Raw genomic sequence first — 18,835 nt, 5'->3', positions numbered from 1 at the left:
TCGCTGCGGCGAACTCAATCCTCGAGGGACATTCCTATGATCAACCGTAAGTTCATGGCGCGGATGGCGGGCGTCAGCGCCGCGGCCACCGTGGCCGTCGGCCTGTTCTCCACGGGCGCGGCCAACGCCGACACCTTCGTTCCCCTGCCGGGCGGCCACATCACCAAGACCCTGTCCGACGGCACCGTCGTCGAGATCAGCCTGGTGGGCGAGTCGGCCAACATCAGCCCGTCGATGGGCTCCACCCCGGTGCACCGCAACGCGTGGGTCTCCGGTAGCGCGCAGGTCACCGTCTCCGACGGCGGCTCGGGCAAGATCTTCCCGGGCTACACCGTGGGTTGCCAGGTGAACATCGCCGGCGGCGGTGTCTCCGGCGACGCGACGGTCGAAAGCGACTGGGAGGGCAACGCTTCCGGTGGCGTCGGCACCGGCGGCGAGCTCTCGCTCGGCCCCGGCCAGTCGAAGTCGTTCTACATTCTCGACATCGAGAAGGCCGACGACTACGGCAGCGAGTCACACGGCAAGTCGAACAAGTTCAAGGACGGCGCCGGCTCGGTGACCTGGTCGGATTCGACCATCGGCCTGACCGGCTGCGGCGGCTACGCGCAGGCTCGTGCCTTCGTGAGCGTCGAGGTCGAGACCGACAACGTCATCAGCTGGGTGACCCTGTGGGGTCAGCCGTTCAGCCTGGGCTGATCTGTTCGATCACGAACACCACGGGCCGGTCGCGATTGCGACCGGCCCGTTTTGTTGTGCCGTCGATGGCATAGCGCTGGACATTGCGGGGTCCCCTCATTATGTTTGTGGCGAAATGACTGCTGTTGTGGTCGTTATCACCACGAATTTCGTGCTTTTCAGCTTCTCGATACACCTCCCGGCTGGGCGAATCTGCCCTGTTGCCAGCGACGCGGTCCGCGGACCCGTCTGGGCTGGGTCCGGGCGCAGCACAGATATCGACCTCGACGGTCGAGGTCGATTTTGCGTACACCTCGAGGGGAAGTATGAGCGAGAACCGCACCAACCGCGTGCGCCGCGGCGCCGTCGGCGCCGGCGCCGCAGTGGCCGTGACGATCGGCCTGCTGTCGGCCGGTGCAGCCGATGCGGATACCTTCGTTCCGTTGCCGGACGGCGAGAAGCACGGCCCCGGCGTTCATCTCAGCCGGACCGGCGAGCACGCCCTGGTCTCCCCGTCGCTGGCCGCCAACGGCGCGGGCCGCGTCGTCTGGGTGTCGGGCAACGCGCGGGCCGATGTGCAGGAAACGCCGGAGGGCGAGGTCGGCCCGTGGAACGGTCCGTCGAATCGTCCCGGCTCCAACAATTCCTCGACACACGGTGCATCGAATCTGAACCACGGCTACATCGTCGGTTGCCAGATCAGCATCGGTGACGACGCGGTCGGCGCCGGCCTGTCCGGCGGCCTGTCCACGAGCGGCCCGAGCGCCGGTGGCTCGATCGGTCTCAATCTCGGCCCCGGCGAGGTCGCCTTCGTGCAGATCGATGCCAAGGACATCCTCAAGCCCGGCGTCTACTCGGTGGAATACCAGGACGCGGAGATCCAGATTCAGGGCTGCGCCGGCTACGCCCAGGCACGGTCGTACACCGTGGTCGAGATCATCGGCGACCACTACTCCAAGACCACGCTGTACGGTGCGCCGTTCAGCATCGGCTGATCGCGGCCGAACCCGAAAATCTGGCTACCGCACACGAATTCACCCTCGAGGGGTCAACTGTGACGATCAACCGTAAGAGCATGTCGCGCGCCGCCGGGATCACGGCCGCGGCGACTGTGGCGCTGGGCTTGTTCTCCACCGGTGCGGCCGATGCCGACACCTTCGTTCCGTTGCCGGGCGGGCATATCACCAAGACTCTGTCCGATGGCACCGTCGTCGACATCAGCCTGGTCAACGAATCGGCCAATATCAATCCGTCGCTGGGCTCCACACCGGCCCATCGCAATGCCTGGGTCTCCGGCAGCGCGCAGGTGACCGTCTCCGGCGACGGGGGCGGCAAGATCTTCCCCGGCTATACCGTCGGCTGCCAGGTGAACATCGCCGGTGGCGCGGCCGCCGGCGGCGCCGAGGGCGAAAGCGATTGGGAAGGCACTGTCTCCGGCGGCGTGACCTCCGGCGGCGAACTGACCGTCGGCCCCGGCCAGTCCAAGTCCTTCTACGTTCTCGATCTGGAACAGCCCGACGACTACGGCAACGAGTCCCACAAGACCCGCAACGCCTTCAAGGGCGGCAGCGGCTCGGTGACCTGGGCCGACGAGACCATCGGTCTGTCGGGCTGTGGTGGGTACGCCCAGGCGCGCTCGTTCGTGAGCGTCGAGGTGGAGACCGACAACGTGATCAGCTGGGTCACCCTGTGGGGTCAGCCGTTCAGCCTCGGCTGACGCAGGCCACCAGCGCACCCGACGAGGTCGGGGCCGAGTTCCCGGAACCGGCCCCGACCTTCGTCGTCGAGGCAGCTCAGCGGGTGTGTTCGCCGTTGCTGGTCGCCGACTCGGTGGCGATGCCGTGCTTGCCGTTCGAGGTGTTGCCCTGCTCGGCCAGCAGATCCCGGATCTGGATGAGCAGCTCGTTCTCGGAGAGCTTCTCGTCGGCCTTGGAGAAGCGCTTCTTCGCCATGGTCGCGGGCAGCACCAGCACGAAGTACAGGATCACGGCGATCATCAGGAAGTTGATGCCCGCGGTGATGATGGGCCCGATCTCGACGAAGGTGGCCGGTTTGTCGGCCACCAGCTGGATACCCAGCCCCATCTCGTTGGACCCGCCGAAGACCGCGAGCAGCGGATTGACGATCCCGTTGGTGAACGCGGTGACGATGGCCACGAACGCGGTACCCATCACGACGGCGACGGCCAGGTCGATCACATTGCCGCGGAGCAGGAAATCCTTGAAACCTTTGAGCATTGCCGATGTCTCCTTCGTCGAGGAGCCGGCCGGGGGCGCTGTGCTCCTGGTTCGAATGCGCTGAACGGTCGAGCAGGTTCGTGTGTGATGCTAATCAGCATTGCGGCAAATTTCTCGCGAACAGTGCCCAGGTGGCGTCCACGGTGCGGGCCGGCGGGGTCAATGGAAGACGACCGTGAGCGCCGTTCGTAACGAGGCACCGGCCACCGCCGTGGCGTATTCGGCGTCCAGCGCGACCAGGACCACCCGTTCCGCGCCCGAACGTCGCTCGCCCGTCGCGGTGACGAGGACCACGGCGGCGTCGGTGGCCAGCGTGCGGGCGGGCTTGCTCGCACCCGGTCCGCCCGAGTCTTCGACGCCGACGACATCGACCCGGTCGCCCGCGCGCAACACCTCGGCCACCGCGGAATCCGCCAGGCGGATGGGCACGATCCGGGCGTCGGGGGAGCCCGCCGCGGCCGCGGCCAGCCGCGGGCCGACAACGCGCAGATCGGTGAAGGTTTCGCCGGCGTGCATCGCGCCGGTGAGTGTCGCGCCGACCAGGACGGCGGTATCGGTGACCGAACCCGAAGGCAGCGAACGGGATTCGAGCCGGTCGACGCGCAGATCGTCGGCGGTGAGCAGTCGGCCCGGAGCCAGCTCACGGGCGGCGACGACGACGTCGTGCCGGGTGGTGCCGGGATCGCCCCGGACGAACAGCGCGAGGGCGAGCAGCGCGAGCACGGCGGCCGCGATGCGCCGCGCGAGCAGCGCATCGGCCCAGGCCGGGCGGTTACCGAGGGCGAAACGCCAGGAACTGCCACGTCCCAGATCGGCGAGACTGCGAGTCATGCCCGAAGCCTAGGAGCGTGGCAGTGCGGATCAGCCGCCGAAAGTGCTGGTTGTGGACAACTTCGGGGCTGTGGACAAACCGGCGGAGATCAGCTCGCGGCGGCGGGCGTCGAGCTGGTGCTGGTGCTGGTGGAGCTGCTGCCGTTGGTGCTGCCGCTGTCCGCGGAGGACTTCGCGGGCTCGCTCGCGGTGGACGCGCCACCCCGGCTGTCGGTGCGGTAGAAACCGCTGCCCTTGAACACGATGCCGACCGAGTTGAACAGCTTCCGCAGCTTCCCGGAACACTGCGGGCACTCCGTCAGCGTATCGTCGGAGAAGGACTGAACGATGTCGAAGCGGTTGTCACACTCGGTGCACGCGTATGAATAAGTTGGCACAGGATCCTCCGCAAGTCTCGTCGATCTAGCACTCTACCGCCGACACTGCCAACGTCGGAAATCGCCGTTTCATTCCGGCGGAACGGGCCGGTCACCGCCCAGTTCACGCAGCCCACCGCCGGGCGTCAGCGCCCACCCCATCCGCCGGTCGTGCGGTTCCTCCGGCAGCCGGTCGACGAGTTCATTATCCCGGACGACGGCGATCAGGCGAGTGCTGTTTCCGACGGCGCCCAGCGTGCGGTCGTAGTACCCCGCTCCGCGGCCCAGCCGGACGCCCCGCCGGTCCACCGCGAGCGCGGGCACCAGGATGGTCGCGGCGGTGGTCACGGTGGCGGGCGGCAGCGTCGCCGTGGTCGGTTCGAGCAGACCGAAGCGGGCCTTGCGCAGCGAATCGGGACCCTCGTAGCGGGCCCAGCTCAGCGGTCCCGGCCCGCCGGTCACCGGCAGCAACACCGTGGCGTTGCGCACACGCAGCGCGTCGAGCATGCGCAGATCGCCGGGCTCACCACGGATCGGGACATAGGCGCAGACCACGTCGTCGGCCCCGGCCAGCGGGCCGATCGCGGCGGCCAGCGCCGCGGCCTCGCGTGCGTGATCGGCGGGCCCGACCAGCGCTCGTTCGGCGAGGATGTGGCTGCGCCATGCATATTTGGTGCGCTCACCGGGCATCTCCACAGCGACCACCCTAAGCTCTTGCCGACGCCGGATCGTCGCGACGGGCGATCGGACGGCACGCTGAATGGATAGGGTATGCGCATGACAGACAAGACTTCCGGTTTCCGCACTGCGGTGGTACCCGCGGCCGGACTCGGGACGCGGTTTCTGCCTGCTACCAAGACGGTGCCCAAGGAATTGCTGCCGGTGGTCGACACCCCCGGCATCGAGCTCGTCGCCGCCGAGGCCGCCGATTCCGGCGCCGAGCGGCTGGTGATCGTGACCTCGCCCGGCAAGGACGGCGTCGTCGCCCATTTCGTCGAAGACCTGGTGCTGGAGAGCACCCTGGCCGAGCGCGGCAAGTTCGCCCTGCTGGAAAAGGTCCGCAAGGCCCCCGGTCTGCTCGATGTGACCTCGGTCGTGCAGGAGGAGCCGCTGGGGCTGGGCCACGCGGTCGCCCAGGCCGAGGCGGTGCTCGACGACGACGAGGACGCCATCGCGGTGCTGCTGCCCGACGACCTGGTGCTGCCGTGCGGCGTGCTCGAGACCATGAGCCGGGTGCGCCGGGAGCGCGGCGGCTCGGTGCTGTGCGCGATCGACGTGCCGAAGTCGCAGGTCAGCGCGTACGGCGTCTTCGATGTCGAGGAGCTGACCGAGGGCGCCGAGACCGACGTGCTGCGAGTCAAGGGCATGGTCGAGAAGCCCGAGCTGGCCGACGCGCCGTCGACGCTGGCCGCCGCGGGTCGCTACCTGCTCGACCGCGTGATCTTCGACGCGCTGCGCCGGATCACGCCGGGCGCGGGCGGGGAATTGCAGATCACCGACGCGATCGCCCTGCTGATCGCGGAGGGACACCCGGTCCATGTGGTCGTCCACCGTGGGTCGCGCCACGATTTGGGTAACCCGGGCGGCTATCTTCGAGCTGCCGTCGATTTCGCCCTCGAGCGGGAGGAATACGGCCCGCAATTGCGCGAGTGGCTGAAGTTCCGGCTCAGCCCGGAGTGGGACCCCAACTCCCCGAACGCGTAAGCGCGACAAGCGATGGACACATAGACACAGGAGCTCGATGCGCTCGGTTGAGGATCAGCTGATCAAGGTCACCGCGGCCGCGGTCGCACCCAGGCCGGTCCGGGTCGCGATATCCGAGGCCCAGGGTCTGCTGTGCGCGGAGGACGTCGTCACCGAACGGCCGCTGCCCGGCTTCGATCAGGCCGCCATCGACGGCTACGCGGTGCGCAGCGTCGACGTCTCCGCCGCGGGCACCGACGTGCGCGACGAGGCGGGCGAGCTGATCGACCTCACCCTGCCGGTGGTCGGTGAGGTGGTCGCCGGTTCGCGCCAGCCCATCCGGTTGCAGCCGCGCCAGACCGTGCGCGTCGACACCGGCGCCCCGCTGCCGACCCTGGCCGACGCGGTGCTGCCGCTGGACTTCACCGACGGCGGCCGGGCCAGGATCAAGGTCTTCGAGCCGGTCCGCTCGGGCGACTACGTCCGCCGCATCGGCGACGACGTGCAGCCCGGCGATGTCGCCGTCCGCGCGGGCACCATCATCGGCGCCGCCCAGGTGGGGCTGCTGGCCGCGGTCGGGCAGGACAAGGTGCTGGTGCATCCGCGGCCGCGGCTGTCGGTGATCTCCATCGGCGGCGAGCTGATCGATATCGATCGCACGCCCGGCCCCGGTCAGGTCTACGACGTGAACTCCTACGCGCTGGCCGCGGCCGCGCGGGACGCGGGCGCCGACGTCAACCGGGTCGGCATCGTCAGCGCGGATCCGCGCAGGCTGCGCGATGTGGTCGAGGGTCAGCTGGTGCGCTCGGAGGTCGTGGTGATCGCCGGCGCGGTCGGCGGCTGGGCCTCGGACCAGGTGCGCGAGGCGCTCGACGGGCTCGGCGAGCTCGAGGTGGACCGGGTGGCCATGCACCCGGGCTCGGTGCAGGGCTTCGGCCGGCTCGGCCGCGACGAGGTCCCGACCTTCCTGCTGCCGTCGAATCCGGTGAGCGCGCTGGTGGTGTTCGAGGTGATGGTGCGTCCGTTGATCCGGATCGCGCTGGGCCGTCGGCAGCCGATGCGCCGGATCGTCAACGCCCGCACCATCACTCCGATCACCTCGATGCCCGGTCGCAAGGGCTACCTGCGCGCGCAGCTGCTGCGCGACGAGGCCACCGGTGACTACCTGGTGCAGCCGCTGGGCAACGGCAACGGTGGGTCCTCCCATCTGCTGGCGACGTTGGCCGAGGCGAACAGCCTGATCGTGGTGGAGCCCGACGACACCGATTTCCGCACCGGTGACGAGGTGCGGGTCGCGTTCCTGGCGCAGCGCGGCTGAACAGTGGACTCGATGAACGTATTCCGGGCAGGTCAGCATCCCGGATGGCCGGCCCGGCTCGGTCCGGTGATCGTCGCGGGCGGACAGGTCACGCTGCGCCCGGTGCGCTTCCGTGACGCCGCCGCGTGGAGCCGGATCCGGCTGCGCGATCGCGACCATCTGGAGCGCTGGGAGCCGACCGGACGCGGGAGCTGGGAGGCGCGCAATCACGCGTCGAACTGGCCGTCGCTGTGGACGAGCCTGAAAGCCGAGGCCAGGCGGGGTGCGATGATCCCGTTGGTGATCGAGGTGAACGGCCAGTTCAGCGGACAGCTGACCATCGGCAATATCGTGCGCGGCGCGCTGCGCTCGGCCTGGATCGGTTACTGGGTGGCCAAGGATCTCGGCGGTCAGGGTGTGGCCACCGCCGCGCTCGCGCTGGGACTCGATCACTGCTTCGGGCCGGTCGGGCTGCACCGGGTGGAAGCCACGGTGCGGCCGGAGAACCTGGCCAGCCAGGCGGTGCTGCGCAATGTCGGATTCCGCGAAGAGGGTTTGCTGCGCCGCTATCTCGATGTGGACGGCGAATGGCGCGATCATCTGCTGGTGGGCTTGACGGTCGAAGAAGTCATGGGCACCGTCGTGGATCGCCTGGTCAGAGAGGGTCGAGCGGCACTGCCGTGAAATTTCTGTTACTCATGTGGCAGGTGTGCACGGCGCGCCTGCCGCGAGGGCAGGCGCGCCCGAATTAACCTACGGACGTCGGTAGTGCGTCCAACTATGGATAAACGCGCAGGCGGGGACGGGAGGTGATGACCGCGATGCCGAATTCGATCCTGTGGATCGGACTTGTGGTGCTGTGGGTCTTCGTCCTGTTCCCGATCCTGGCGGACCGGCATCCCCGGATCCGCCGCACCACCGATGCCGCACTCGCCACGCGCGTGCTGCACCGTGGCGGGGCCGAACGACGGATTCGCATCGGGGCGGCAGGCGGTCACGAGAGTGACCCCGACTACCGCCCCCGTGTGCTGACCAAGCGCCCCCACCGTACTGATTCGGAGGATCGGATGACGACATCGGCCGACGAGCCCGTCACCGAAGCTGACGACGAGTTGCTCACTCCCACACCGGAACTGGAAGCCGCGTCGACGGAAGAGGCAGACCTCGACGACACCGTGGCCGAAGACCGCGCCGCGGCCGCGGATGCCGCGGATGCCGCGGATGCGCCGATCGATGACGCTGCGGCGGAGCCGGACACCGACGACGCGACGGCCGCGGCCGACGACGCGACCGACCCGCCCGTCGCCGCGCGTATCCCACCGGCCCCGCCCGCCCGCCTCGAGGACGTCGCCGAGGAGACCACCGACGCGGCGGCCGACGACGACGAGGACTTCGTGCCGAACCGGCGCGGGCGCGGTGGCTACGACCCCGAGGCCGACGCCATCGCGCGCGCCGCCCGCTACAGCTTCCGGCAGCGGGCGGTGCTCGGCCTCATCATCGCCACCATCCTGTTCGCCGCGTTCGGCCTGCTGCTGAATTCGATGTTCTGGTGGGCGTGCGGGCTGTCCACGGCCGTGCTGGTGGGCTATCTGGCCTACCTGCGCAAGCAGGTCCACGTGGAGGAGGAGATCCGCCGCAGGCGTGCTGCTCGCCTCACCCGGGGCAAGCGCCGCGAGGCCACCGCCACCCCCGAGGCGGCCACGACGCGGCGCACCATGGACCGCGATACCGCGCGTGCCCTGCGCCGCCGTTCCACCCTGCTCGACACCGACGACGAGGACCCGATGTTCGAGCACCTGGAAACCTTCGATCCGGCCACCGCACGCGCGCTCCGCACCCGGGTCGAAGACCTCGGCCGCGCAGTCGGCGAATAACTGGTCGAACCACGCAGAACAGCAGGTCAGAGTACCGATTCGGTATCTGGGCGCAACGCCTGATACAGTGTCACAGCGCGGTTCGCCAGAGCCGCACGGGGCTATAGCGCAGTTGGTAGCGCGTCTCGTTCGCATCGAGAAGGTCAGGGGTTCGATTCCCCTTAGCTCCACAACGAAGGGCCCGGTCGGCAGACCGGGCCCTTCTGCTTTTCCGGCCGTCGGCCGTGCCCGGCAGCGGGTGGATCCTACGCGGCGGGCCCCGTGCGAACATGCCCATAAAAATATGGTTTGCGCCGTTTACCGCGCGGGTACTTCGTTTCTGTCGGACCGATGAATAGTTACCGACGCGTATGCGAATGACTCGTTCTGCGTTCCGCATTTCGAATGGCCCGATATGAGGGCTGGGTCGTATAGACTCACCTGGAATTTATTACCCAGGTCACAATTTCACGGCCACCTCGTCCTGCTCACTTACAGCGAACCGCTATCGGTGTGCGGTGTATTTGCGGACCCTGCCGGCAGGCATTAACGTTTTCGGAAACTGGATAATCCGAGCAGGACCGCGAGCGCTCGCGCTCATCAAGTTCGCTGCCGGGGAGGAATCGGTTCATCAGCGAACAGAGGTGACGGCACCAGCGGGAGAGGTGCCGAACGCGTCTGTCGGAGTATCAGGGGCAATTCATGACAGCGGTCGTCGCGGTTCGCGCCGTGCCGGAGGAAATTCCGAATACCAACCCGTCGTTCGCTTTTCGCGGGGTCGCGGTGCTCGCCACGATCGCCGCGATCGCGCTGACCGTGACGGCGGGACGCTACGAGTTCTTCGGCGACGAGCTCTACTTCCTCTCCGCGGGCAGGCGGCTCGACTACACCTACGCCGATCAGGGCGTGGTGGTGCCGCTGTTCGCCTGGATCGCCGACCTGCTCGCGCCGGGATCGACGACGGCGCTGCGGTTCCCCGCGGTCGTGATGGGCGTCGGCTCGGTCGTCGTGTCGGCGCTGATCGCCTACGAACTGCGGGGCAGCCACCGTGTGCAGCTGCTGGCCGCCGGCACCTACGCGACGTCGTATCTGGTGGCCACGCAGGTCGTGCTGAGCACCTTCTCCTTCGACGCCACCTTCACCGCCGTGATCACCTGGCTGTTCATCCGCTGGGTGCGGACCCGGCAGGACCGGCTGCTGATCATCGCCGGACTCGTTGCCGCCCTGGACATGCAGGTGAAGTGGATGATCCCGCTGGTCTGGGCGTGCCTCGGGCTGGCCGTCGTGCTGTGCGGCCCCCGCGAGATCCTGCGCAGGCCCGCGCTGTGGGTGGCGACCGGTATCCTCGCCGCCTCCCTGATCCCGATCCTGATCTGGCAGTCCCAGCACAACTGGCCGCAGCTGGCCATGGGCTCGATCATCGGCGCGGAGCAGGACGCGACCGGCTACGGTCCGCCGGGATTCTTTCCGCAGTGGCTCGGCTTGGCGGGCGTACTCGGCGCGTTGTTGCTCGCCTTCGGATTTTGGGCGGTGTACAAGCAGGAATCGCTGCGCCCGTATCGGTTCATCGCGGTGGCGCTGGTGATCATGACCGTATTCGTCGTCGTCACGCACGGTCGGCCTTATTACCCGACGGGCTTCTTTCCCGCCATGTTCGCCCTCGGTGCCGTCGGCCTCTGGCAGTTCGACCGTAAACGGTGGATGAACTTGGCATTGATTCCGCTGGCTGGAATCTCGGTGGTGACATTCATTGCCATGATCACCGTGACGCCGCTGCCGCCGAGTTGGCGCATTCAGGCCGAGGACGCCATCGATCTCGGCTTCCGCTCGGCATTCTGGGGAACCACCAATTGGTCGGAAATGGTGTCCGCCGTCGGCACCGGCTATCACACGCTGACGCCCGCGGAAAAGGCGAACTCCGCGGTGGTCGTGCAGGGGTACTGGCAGGCGGGTGCCGTCGAGCAGTTCGGGGCGCGGTACGGGCTGCCCGCCACGTACAGCCCGAGCCGGGGCTTCGGCTTCTTCGGCCCGCCGCCGGACTCGGCCACCTCGGTGATCTACCTCGGGCTCGACACCGCCGAGGCAGACCTGCGCGCCCGGTTCACCGAGGTGGAGCGCGTCGCACACCTCGACGATCCGATGGGGATCCCCGGCATCGACCGGATGGTCGCGGTCTGGCGCTGCAAGGGACCGAAGCAGCCGTGGTCGGTCATGTGGGACGACATGACGACCCTGTACTTCGACCTCGGGCTCTGGCGCGACCCCAGGGCCACCACCCGGCCCACCCGCTGAGCGGCGGGCGGCTCAGAACACCAGGCCGCGCAGGGCCAGGAAACGCAGGCCGCCGACCAGCGCCATCACGACGAGCACGGCACCCGCCTGCGTCGTCTGACCGAGGCCCGGCGCCAGTGATTCCAGCCCGGCCAGGGCGGCGGAGCTGGTCAGCAGGCCGATGAGGGCCAGACCGCCGCCCTGGCATTGCGCGGTGAGCCGGCCCACCCGGTCGGCCGCCCGGAAGGTGAGCTGACGGTGTAGCTCGTTGGCGATCACGGTGCTCACGAGCGAGCCCGCGATGTTGGCGACCAGCGGTCCCAGTCCAGCGCAGGCCACGAACAGCGCGACGTAGGCGATATTGCTGGCACCGCCGACGAGCGCGAAGCGGATCAGCTGCGCGAGGGGGTGATCGCCGCGCAGGAACGGCCACGCGCGGCCGGACCGGTCGCCGCGCGGCAGCACGACGAGGGCGGGACGCAGGGGCGAGGCGGCGAAGGCGGTGCTGTTCACGAGGACTACCGTCGCCGTCCGCGCTGACGCCGACCTGACGCCGGACTGACATGCCGCTGGCGCGGCGCGCGGCGGCGGCGTCAGCGGGGGTGTCAGGGCGGTGTCAGCCCGGTATCAGGTCCACCGGCGACGGTGATCACCATGAACAACACAGCAATCGCGGCCTCCGGGCTGCGCAAGGCGTACGGGGACAAGACGGTCCTCGACGGCATCGACCTCCGCGTCGACGCGGGCACGATCTTCTCGCTGCTCGGCCCGAACGGCGCGGGCAAGACCACCACGGTGAACGTGCTGACCACCCTGCTGACCGCCGACGGCGGCACCGCGCGGGTGGCGGGCCACGACCTCGCGACCGACACCAAGGCCGTCCGCAAGGCGATCGGCGTCACCGGCCAGTTCGCCGCCGTCGACGACCTGCTCACCGGCGAGGAGAACCTGCGGCTGATGGCCGACCTGCACCGCCTGCGCGGGCAGGCGGGCAAGCGGGTGATCACCGGACTGCTGGAACGCTTCGACCTGGTCGAGTCCGCGCGTAAGCCGGCCGCGAGCTACTCCGGCGGGATGCGCCGGAAGCTGGATCTGGCGATGACCCTGGTGACCAGGCCCGAGATCGTCTTCCTCGACGAGCCGACCACCGGCCTCGACCCGCGCAGCAGGCGCACCATGTGGGACATCGTGCGCGAACTGACCGCCGACGGCGTGACGATCTTCCTCACCACCCAGTACCTCGAAGAGGCCGATCAGCTGGCCGACCGGATCGCCGTGCTGGACCAGGGCCGCATCGTCGCCGAGGGCACCGCCGAGGAACTCAAGCGCCGCATCCCCGGCAGCCACATCCGGCTGCGCTTCGCCGACGCCACGGAATTGGCGACCGCGGCGCGGATCCTGCCGGGCGCCACTCCCGACGAGGACGCGCTGGCCCTGAACGTCCCCGGTGACGGTGACTCGACATCCCTGCGGGCCCTGCTGGATCAGCTGGCCGCGCACGCGCTGGAGGCCGAGCAGGTCTCCCTGCGCACCCCTGACCTCGACGACGTCTTTCTCGCCCTGACCGGGCACCCCACCACGGAGGCCGAAGCACGATGAGCACCCGCACCGCACCCAGCACCCTGTCCGCCGCGCTGTTCGACGCCTCGGTCATGTTGCGCCGCAACTTCACCCACATCACCCGCTCGCCGGTCACCATCTTCAACGCGGCGCTGATGCCGGTGATGATGATGCTGATCTTCGTCTATGTCTTCGGCGACGCCTTCGACGTCGGCGAGAACTACATCGACTACGCGGTGCCCGGCATGCTCATGCTGGCCATCAGCTACGGGCTGTCCGGCACCGCGGTGTCGGTGAGCTCCGATATGACCAAGGGCGTCATCAACCGGTTCAAGGTCATGGACGTGTCCCGGGGTGCCGTGCTGACCGGGCACGTGGCCGCGAGCATGCTGACCAATGTCGTCGCGATCACCGCCGTGCTCGGGGTCGGTTTCGCGCTGGGGTTCCGCTCGCCGGCGACCGCGGTGCAGTGGCTCGGCGCGCTCGGGGTGCTGCTGGCGACGGCCTTCGCCGCCGCCTGGCTGACCGTCGCGCTCGGCATGGCCGCGAAGACTCCGGAGGCGGCCGGGATGTCGGTGGTGCCGTTGATCATGCTGCCCTTCCTGAGCAGCGCGATCGTGCCTGCCGACAAGATGGGCCAGGGCATCCGGCAGTTCGCCCAGTATCAGCCCTTCACCCCGATCATCGAGTCGGTGCGCGGCTTCCTGACCGGGCAGCCCTCCGGCGGCCACACCGTCGCGGCACTGGCCTGGTGCGCCGGGTTCGCCGTCGTCGGTTACCTGTGGTCGCGGGCGAGCTTCACGAAGCGAGCGTGATCGCGACCAGCTCGGCCGGATCAGCGTCCGCACCCACCCGCATCGCCTCGGTGAACTCCTTGTCACCGAGGCGATCTCGTGCGGTCGCCTCGATGCGGGCCGCGTCCGGGTGGGACAGATCGGGGACGCCGCGCGTGGCGGTGCTCGCCGCCAGTAGTCGAGCGGCCTGCTCGTATTGCTCGGACCGCAAGGCCAGGTCGGCGATGCCGATGAGGACGTGGGCCATCAGGGGAGCGTGGCCGGCCAGGGTCGCCGCCCGCACGGCCGAGGCGTGTCGGGCACGCGCCTCGTCGAGGTCGACGGCCAGGTAGCCGAGCAGGACATGCAGCAGCGCACTGACATTCGGCTGGTCGGCATCGCTGCCGAGCAGGCCGCGCGCGAGGTCGATCTGCTGATGCGCCGGTTCGGTCTCGCCGTTCCAGCGGGCCAGTTCCGCCCGGGTCAGGGCGACTTCGGCCAGCGCGGTCGGCCAGCCCGCCCGGTCCGCGCAGCGCTGCGCGTCGGCCAGCGCCGCCGCGCTCGCCTCGGCGTCGCCGAGCCGCCAGTACAGCTGGGCCTGCCGGGTCCGCATGCCGACCACGTCCTCGATCGCGCCGACCTCGGTGACCACCGCGATCGCCTGCTCGTAGAGCTCACTCGCGGCGGCGAATTCGCCGCGCATGGCGGTCCGGCTCGCCAGTTCGGTCAGCGCGAACGACATCCCCCAGCGCTCACCCAGCGCGCGGAACTCGGTCAGCGCCTGCTCGAGGTACTCGTCGGCTTCCGGGCCGTCGTGGCCGAGCACGGTGCGCAGCTTGCCCAGTTGCAGCCGCGCCAGGGCGCGGGCCCAGGGGTCCTCGTCGGTGAGCACCGCTTCGAAGGCGGGGAGATAGGCGTCGGGGCCCTGGAGCATGTGTTTCAGCGCGGCGGTGAAGCGCAGCGCCGGATGGCCGCCCCGGCTGTCGCGGCCGTACTCGTAGGCCTTGTCGATCCATTCGGCCACCTGGTGCTCGTCATTGCGTCCCGAGGTCACGAAGTGCACGACCAGGCCGTAGACGGTGGCCCTGGTCTCGTCGTCGACCTCACCGGACAGTTCGGCGGCCGCGATGACCAGCTCGGTGCCCTCGGCCTTGTGCCCGCCCAGCCACCAGTACCAGCCCGCGGCTGCCGCGAGCCCCATCGCCCCGGCGGTGTCGGCGGCCGCGAGCGCGCCGCGCATCGCGGCCGCGATGTTGTCGTGTTCGGCGTCGAGCACGGCGAGCCACTCCAGCTGTTCGGCGCGGCGCAGGTGCGGTTCGGCGGTGGCGGCCAGGCCGGCGAAGTACGCCTGGTGGGCCCGGCGGGCCGACTCGGCGTCGCCGGCTTCGACCAGGCGGTCGGCGGCGTACTGCTTGATCGTCTCGAGCAGGCGATAGCGCGGGGCGGGGTCCTCGGTGACGACCAGCAGCGACTTCTCGGCCAGCGCGGTGAGCAGGTCGAGCACCTCCCACTGCTCGACCTGCGCACCGGCGCACACCTGTTCGGCCGCTTCCAGACTCGCGCCACCGGCGAACACCGACAGCCGCGACAGCACCCGGCGTTCGGCGTCGCTGAGCAGCTCCCAGCTCCAGTCGACCACCGCGCGCAGCGTCCGGTGCTGCGCGATCGCGGTGCGGCTGCCACCGGTCAGCAGCCGGAACCGGTCGTCGAGCCGGTGGGCGAGCTGATCGAGGGACATGGTGCGCAAGCGCGCCGCGGCCAGCTCGATCGCCAGCGGAATGCCGTCGAGCGCCCGGCAGACGCGCGCCATGGTCGCCCAGGTGTCCGGATCGGTGCCGAGGTCGGTGCGCACCGCGCTCGCCCGGTCGCGCAGCAGGGCGACGGCGGGGGAGGACTCGATCTCGCGCGGCTGCGCCACGGCGGCGGGCAGGCTCAGCGGCCGCACCTGCCACAGGGCCTCGCCGGTGATGCCGAGCGGTTCCCGGCTCGTGGCCAGGATGCGCAGCCGGGTGCACTCGCCGAGGATCCGATGGGCGAAGGTCGCCGCCGCCTCGATCACGTGCTCGCAGTTGTCCAGGATCAGCAGGGTCTCGCGGTCGCGGATCGCCGCGACGAGCCGGTCCATCGGGTCGGCGGTGGAGGCGCTGCCCAGCAACGCGTCCCGGAGACCGAGGGCGGCCAGCGCCGCCTGCGCCAGGTCGCCGTCGCTGTCGGCGGCGGCCAGTTCCACCAGCCAGGCGCCGTCGGGCAGGTCACCGAGCATGGTCCGGGCGGTCTCCACGGCGAGCCGGGTCTTGCCCGATCCGCCCGGACCGGTGAGCGTGGTGAGCCGGTGCGCCGCGATGAGTTCGCGGACCACGGCGATATCGGCCTCCTTGCCGACGAAACTCGTCAGCTCCGCCCGCAGGTTGGTCGTGCGCTCCTGGGGCCGCGCGCCGACCTCGCCGCGCAACAGCGCGACGTGCAGCGCCGAGAGCTCAGGGGAGGGATCGACCCCGAGTTCGTCGGCCAGCGCTTCCCTGGCGCGCTGGTACACGATCAGCGCCTCCGGTGCCCGGCCCGCCGCGCCGAGGGCGCGCATCAGCGCGGCGACCAGCCGCTCGCGCACCGGGTGCCTGGCCACGAGCTCGGTCAACTCGGCGACCAGGTCGGCGCCCTCGCCCAGCTGGATCTGCGCCTCGTAGCGGTCCTCCAGGGCGGCCAGGTACAGGCCGTCGAAGCGGGTGATCACCGCGTCCACGGCCGCGCTGTCGCCGAGGTCGCGCAGCGGGTCCCCGCGCCACAGGCCGGTGGCTTCGCGGAGCAGCCGGGCCCGGTGCGCGTCGTCGCCGCCGCGCGCCCGATCGACGAGCTGCTCGAAGCGCACGGCGTCGACGGCGTCGGGCGCCACCGTGAGCCGGTAGCCGCCGGCCTGCACGTCGATGGCGCCGTCGGGCAGGACCCGGCGCAGTCGCGAGACCAGTGCTTGCAGCGCGTTCGCCGCGTCGGCGGGCGGCTGTTCGCCCCAGATCCAGTCGACCAGGCGCTCTTTCGAGACGGCGCGGCCCGGTTCGAGAGCCAGGGCGACGAGCAGCGCCCGCAGCCGGGCGCCCGGTACCGCTATCGATCCGCCGTCTTTCGTCCGGATCTCCAGCGGCCCCAATATCCCGATCTGCACCCGGCCCATTGTGCCTCGCGCGTCAATCGGTCGCCGGTCCGGATATCGCGTCAGCGCGTGCGTCAGCGCGGTGTCAGGTCGGTGTCAGGCGGGCTCGCGACAGTAGTGCCATCAACAACGCAGCCCCCGGAAACCGGGCGGCCCGATCTCCAGGAGACAACCATGAACACCTTCCCGACCCCGCAGCCGATCGCCGTCACCGTCGACGTCCTGTCGGCCGGCGTCACTGTCGTCGCCTCGGATCGCCACGACACCGTCGTCGCGATCCGGCCCGCAGACGCGGCCAAGAAGGCCGACGTGCGCGCCGCCGAGCAGACCAGGGTCGAGTTCACCGACGGCGTGCTGACCGTGACGACGCCGAAGAACTGGCGCACCTACACCCCGTTCGGCGGCAACCCGTCGATCGAGGTGTCCATCGAGGTCCCGACCGGCTCCCGGCTGACCGGCACCGCGGGCGTCGGCACGCTGCTGGGCGCGGGCGAACTCGGCGAGTGCGACCTGACGGTCTCCCTGGGCGACATCGTCGTCGAGCGTCCGCTGGGCTCGGTCACCGCGAAGACCGCCAAGGGCGACATCCGCATCGGCGAGGCCACCCGTGGCGAGCTCCGGCTGGAGACCTCGGTGGGCGAGCTGGAGGTGGGCATCCGTCCCGGCAGCGGGGTACGGCTGGAGACCGCCGCCACGGTGGGCACCGTGCGGAATCTGCTGGCGCCGGTCGCGCCGTCGGGCGACACCGTCGCGGTGTACGCGCGTAACTCCCTGGGCAACATCGTCATCCGGCACACCGCCGCCGTCTGAGCGCCGAATCGCGAATCCTCCTACCCGACAAGGAAATGACCATGAGTGACACCGATTCGATCCCACACGGCCTGCCGCTGGACCGCGACGCCGGCCCCTTCGACCCGCCCGGCGAGATCACCCGGCTGCGCGCGGTGCGGCCGGTCAGCCCACTGATCTTCCCCGACGGGCACGAGGGCTGGCTGGTGACCGGGTACGAGGCGGTGCGCAGGCTGATGGCCGACACCCGGTTCAGCTCCCGCCAGGACCTCGGCGTCGTGCACGTGCCCTACGAGACGCCCGGGATGCCCGTCCCGACCGAGCCGTCCCCGCAGATCCCGGGCCTGTTCGTCGCCATGGACCCGCCGGACCACACCCGCCTGCGCCGCAAGCTCACCGGCGCCTTCACGGTCAAGCGCATGCGGGAGCTCGAGGAGCGCATCGTCGAGATCACCGAGCGACAGCTCGACGAGATGGCGCGGCTGACCCCGCCGGTCGACCTGGTCCAGGCCTTCGCGCTGCCGGTGCCCTCGCTGGTGATCTGCGAATTGCTCGGCGTCCCGTACGAAGACCGGGCGACCTTCCAGCTCAACTCCGCCCAGTTCCTGGTCAAGGATCAGGAACTGGCGCAGAAGATGGCCGCGTTCGGCGCGATGAACAGCTATCTGGCCGAGTTGGTGCAGCGCAAGCGGGCCGAGCCCGGCGAGGACATCCTCTCCGACCTGGCCCGCCACGACGACCTGAGCATCGAGGAGCTGACCGGCGTGGCCTTCCTGCTGCTGCTCGCCGGTCACGAGACCACGGTGAACATGCTGGCGCTGGGCACTTTCGCGCTGCTGGAGCACCCCGAGCAGCTGGCCCTGCTGCACGCCGATCCGGAGCTGATCCCCGACGCCGTCGAGGAACTGCTGCGCTACCTCTCGGTCGCCGACATCTTCTACCGCTACGCCACCGAGGACATCGAGCTGTGCGGCGAGACGATTCCCGCCGGGTCGACCGTCGTCGTCTCACTGTTGGCCGCCAACCGCGATCCGCTGCGCTTCGACGATCCCGACACCCTGGACGTGCACCGGAAAGCGCGGGGCCACCTGACCTTCGGCCACGGCATCCACCTGTGCCTGGGCCAGCAGCTGGCCCGCATCGAGTTGCGCGCCGGCTTCGCGGGCCTGCTGCGCCGCTTCCCGGCCCTGGAACTCGCTGTGCCCGCCGAGGAGGTGAGACTGCGGACCGACATGAACATCTACGGCGTGCACGCGCTGCCGGTCCGCTGGACGGACCGCTAGCGTTGCCGGGGCCTCCGAGCCCGCAGCAGCGGTTGGGCCGAGCAGCGGAAGGCCCGCCGACAGCATCGGATCGGGGTACGCA

General features: G+C 69.8%; 18 protein-coding genes and 1 tRNA gene. 13 read left to right on the top strand and 6 right to left on the bottom strand.

Going from position 1 to position 18,835, the window contains the following annotated elements; genetic code table 11:
• Positions 1 to 36: 36 nt before the first annotated feature.
• From Q7X29_RS30445 to Q7X29_RS30435, 3 genes are all read left to right on the top strand, one after another.
• Positions 37 to 696, top strand: a complete 660-nt coding sequence (locus Q7X29_RS30445) for an MspA family porin (protein WP_218721724.1) — start codon at positions 37 to 39, stop codon at positions 694 to 696.
• A gap of 305 nt (positions 697 to 1,001) precedes the next feature.
• Positions 1,002 to 1,670: an MspA family porin gene (locus tag Q7X29_RS30440; protein WP_218721725.1), complete on the top strand. Its 669-nt coding sequence runs from the start codon at positions 1,002 to 1,004 to the stop codon at positions 1,668 to 1,670.
• Positions 1,671 to 1,750: 80 nt separating this feature from the next.
• A complete protein-coding gene (locus Q7X29_RS30435) occupies positions 1,751 to 2,392 on the top strand; it encodes an MspA family porin (RefSeq protein WP_316576369.1) in 642 nt (213 codons plus the stop codon).
• Positions 2,393 to 2,468: 76 nt separating this feature from the next.
• On the opposite strand, the gene mscL is transcribed toward Q7X29_RS30435, so the two are convergent.
• The 4 genes from mscL to Q7X29_RS30415 all read right to left on the bottom strand — a co-directional run bounded on the left by mscL (position 2,469) and on the right by Q7X29_RS30415 (position 4,789).
• Positions 2,469 to 2,912 (bottom strand): large conductance mechanosensitive channel protein MscL, encoded by a 444-nt coding sequence (mscL, locus tag Q7X29_RS30430; RefSeq protein ID WP_218721727.1) that lies wholly within the window; start codon positions 2,910 to 2,912, stop codon positions 2,469 to 2,471.
• Positions 2,913 to 3,071: 159 nt separating this feature from the next.
• On the bottom strand, positions 3,072 to 3,743 hold the full coding sequence (locus Q7X29_RS30425) for an SAF domain-containing protein (protein ID WP_316576096.1): 672 nt from the start codon (positions 3,741 to 3,743) through the stop codon (positions 3,072 to 3,074).
• A gap of 89 nt (positions 3,744 to 3,832) precedes the next feature.
• A complete protein-coding gene (locus Q7X29_RS30420) occupies positions 3,833 to 4,120 on the bottom strand; it encodes an FmdB family zinc ribbon protein (protein WP_316576095.1) in 288 nt (95 codons plus the stop codon).
• 69 nt (positions 4,121 to 4,189) lie between these two features.
• A complete protein-coding gene (locus Q7X29_RS30415) occupies positions 4,190 to 4,789 on the bottom strand; it encodes a 5-formyltetrahydrofolate cyclo-ligase (protein WP_394358761.1) in 600 nt (199 codons plus the stop codon).
• Between the two features lie 87 nt (positions 4,790 to 4,876).
• Between Q7X29_RS30415 and Q7X29_RS30410 the strand changes: the two genes are divergently transcribed.
• From Q7X29_RS30410 to Q7X29_RS30385, 6 genes are all read left to right on the top strand, one after another.
• Complete coding sequence (locus tag Q7X29_RS30410) at positions 4,877 to 5,803, top strand: UTP--glucose-1-phosphate uridylyltransferase (RefSeq protein WP_218721732.1); 927 nt, start codon at positions 4,877 to 4,879, stop codon at positions 5,801 to 5,803.
• A 37-nt stretch (positions 5,804 to 5,840) separates the two neighbouring features.
• Positions 5,841 to 7,100, top strand: a complete 1,260-nt coding sequence (gene glp / locus Q7X29_RS30405; protein ID WP_218721734.1) for a molybdotransferase-like divisome protein Glp — start codon at positions 5,841 to 5,843, stop codon at positions 7,098 to 7,100.
• 12 nt (positions 7,101 to 7,112) lie between these two features.
• Positions 7,113 to 7,763: a GNAT family N-acetyltransferase gene (locus Q7X29_RS30400; RefSeq protein ID WP_218721735.1), complete on the top strand. Its 651-nt coding sequence runs from the start codon at positions 7,113 to 7,115 to the stop codon at positions 7,761 to 7,763.
• Positions 7,764 to 7,900: 137 nt separating this feature from the next.
• The gene (sepX, locus tag Q7X29_RS30395) at positions 7,901 to 8,953 is read left to right on the top strand and encodes a divisome protein SepX/GlpR (protein WP_316576093.1); all 1,053 of its coding nucleotides are present in this window, start codon (positions 7,901 to 7,903) and stop codon (positions 8,951 to 8,953) included.
• 97 nt (positions 8,954 to 9,050) lie between these two features.
• Positions 9,051 to 9,123 (top strand) — tRNA-Ala (locus tag Q7X29_RS30390).
• A gap of 511 nt (positions 9,124 to 9,634) precedes the next feature.
• Entirely contained in the window at positions 9,635 to 11,224 is a 1,590-nt protein-coding gene (locus Q7X29_RS30385; protein WP_316576092.1) for an ArnT family glycosyltransferase, read from the top strand.
• Between the two features lie 12 nt (positions 11,225 to 11,236).
• On the opposite strand, the gene Q7X29_RS30380 is transcribed toward Q7X29_RS30385, so the two are convergent.
• Positions 11,237 to 11,686, bottom strand: coding sequence for a GtrA family protein (locus Q7X29_RS30380; RefSeq protein WP_374104924.1), 450 nt, complete (start codon positions 11,684 to 11,686; stop codon positions 11,237 to 11,239).
• Positions 11,687 to 11,857: 171 nt separating this feature from the next.
• Between Q7X29_RS30380 and Q7X29_RS30375 the strand changes: the two genes are divergently transcribed.
• Both Q7X29_RS30375 and Q7X29_RS30370 read left to right on the top strand, forming a co-directional pair.
• A complete protein-coding gene (locus tag Q7X29_RS30375; protein ID WP_316576091.1) occupies positions 11,858 to 12,802 on the top strand; it encodes an ATP-binding cassette domain-containing protein in 945 nt (314 codons plus the stop codon).
• Positions 12,799 to 13,578 carry an ABC transporter permease gene (locus tag Q7X29_RS30370; RefSeq protein WP_218721779.1) on the top strand — a complete coding sequence of 260 codons (780 nt, stop codon included), beginning with the start codon at positions 12,799 to 12,801 and terminating at the stop codon, positions 13,576 to 13,578. Before Q7X29_RS30375 ends, Q7X29_RS30370 begins: the two co-directional genes overlap by 4 nt.
• Here the strand turns inward: Q7X29_RS30370 and Q7X29_RS30365 are convergent.
• Positions 13,562 to 16,702, bottom strand: a complete 3,141-nt coding sequence (locus Q7X29_RS30365) for a BTAD domain-containing putative transcriptional regulator (RefSeq protein ID WP_316576090.1) — start codon at positions 16,700 to 16,702, stop codon at positions 13,562 to 13,564. The genes Q7X29_RS30370 and Q7X29_RS30365 overlap by 17 nt on opposite strands.
• A gap of 153 nt (positions 16,703 to 16,855) precedes the next feature.
• On the opposite strand from Q7X29_RS30365, the gene Q7X29_RS30360 reads away from it, so the two are divergent.
• Both Q7X29_RS30360 and Q7X29_RS30355 read left to right on the top strand, forming a co-directional pair.
• Positions 16,856 to 17,491 (top strand): DUF4097 family beta strand repeat-containing protein, encoded by a 636-nt coding sequence (locus tag Q7X29_RS30360; protein ID WP_316576089.1) that lies wholly within the window; start codon positions 16,856 to 16,858, stop codon positions 17,489 to 17,491.
• 41 nt (positions 17,492 to 17,532) lie between these two features.
• Complete coding sequence (locus tag Q7X29_RS30355) at positions 17,533 to 18,753, top strand: cytochrome P450 (RefSeq protein ID WP_316576088.1); 1,221 nt, start codon at positions 17,533 to 17,535, stop codon at positions 18,751 to 18,753.
• Positions 18,754 to 18,835 lie beyond the last annotated feature (82 nt).

It is taken from the genome of Nocardia canadensis (assembly GCF_032656385.1).
GTDB classification, from domain to species: domain Bacteria; phylum Actinomycetota; class Actinomycetes; order Mycobacteriales; family Mycobacteriaceae; genus Nocardia; species Nocardia canadensis.
Note: the sequence above shows the minus strand (reverse complement) of the source record. Positions and strands in the feature narration are given on the sequence as shown.

Coding starts and splice junctions, on each gene's coding strand:
- Q7X29_RS30445 (WP_218721724.1), top strand. CDS start 37: ATGATCAACCGTAAGTTCATGGCGCGGATGGCGGGCGTCAGCGCCGCG.
- Q7X29_RS30415 (WP_394358761.1), bottom strand. CDS start 4,789: ATGCCCGGTGAGCGCACCAAATATGCATGGCGCAGCCACATCCTCGCC.
- Q7X29_RS30370 (WP_218721779.1), top strand. CDS start 12,799: ATGAGCACCCGCACCGCACCCAGCACCCTGTCCGCCGCGCTGTTCGAC.
- Q7X29_RS30440 (WP_218721725.1), top strand. CDS start 1,002: ATGAGCGAGAACCGCACCAACCGCGTGCGCCGCGGCGCCGTCGGCGCC.
- Q7X29_RS30435 (WP_316576369.1), top strand. CDS start 1,751: ATGTCGCGCGCCGCCGGGATCACGGCCGCGGCGACTGTGGCGCTGGGC.
- Q7X29_RS30400 (WP_218721735.1), top strand. CDS start 7,113: ATGAACGTATTCCGGGCAGGTCAGCATCCCGGATGGCCGGCCCGGCTC.
- Q7X29_RS30375 (WP_316576091.1), top strand. CDS start 11,858: ATGAACAACACAGCAATCGCGGCCTCCGGGCTGCGCAAGGCGTACGGG.
- mscL (WP_218721727.1), bottom strand. CDS start 2,912: ATGCTCAAAGGTTTCAAGGATTTCCTGCTCCGCGGCAATGTGATCGAC.
- Q7X29_RS30365 (WP_316576090.1), bottom strand. CDS start 16,702: ATGGGCCGGGTGCAGATCGGGATATTGGGGCCGCTGGAGATCCGGACG.
- Q7X29_RS30360 (WP_316576089.1), top strand. CDS start 16,856: ATGAACACCTTCCCGACCCCGCAGCCGATCGCCGTCACCGTCGACGTC.
- Q7X29_RS30355 (WP_316576088.1), top strand. CDS start 17,533: ATGAGTGACACCGATTCGATCCCACACGGCCTGCCGCTGGACCGCGAC.
- sepX (WP_316576093.1), top strand. CDS start 7,901: ATGCCGAATTCGATCCTGTGGATCGGACTTGTGGTGCTGTGGGTCTTC.
- glp (WP_218721734.1), top strand. CDS start 5,841: ATGCGCTCGGTTGAGGATCAGCTGATCAAGGTCACCGCGGCCGCGGTC.
- Q7X29_RS30410 (WP_218721732.1), top strand. CDS start 4,877: ATGACAGACAAGACTTCCGGTTTCCGCACTGCGGTGGTACCCGCGGCC.
- Q7X29_RS30385 (WP_316576092.1), top strand. CDS start 9,635: ATGACAGCGGTCGTCGCGGTTCGCGCCGTGCCGGAGGAAATTCCGAAT.
- Q7X29_RS30425 (WP_316576096.1), bottom strand. CDS start 3,743: ATGACTCGCAGTCTCGCCGATCTGGGACGTGGCAGTTCCTGGCGTTTC.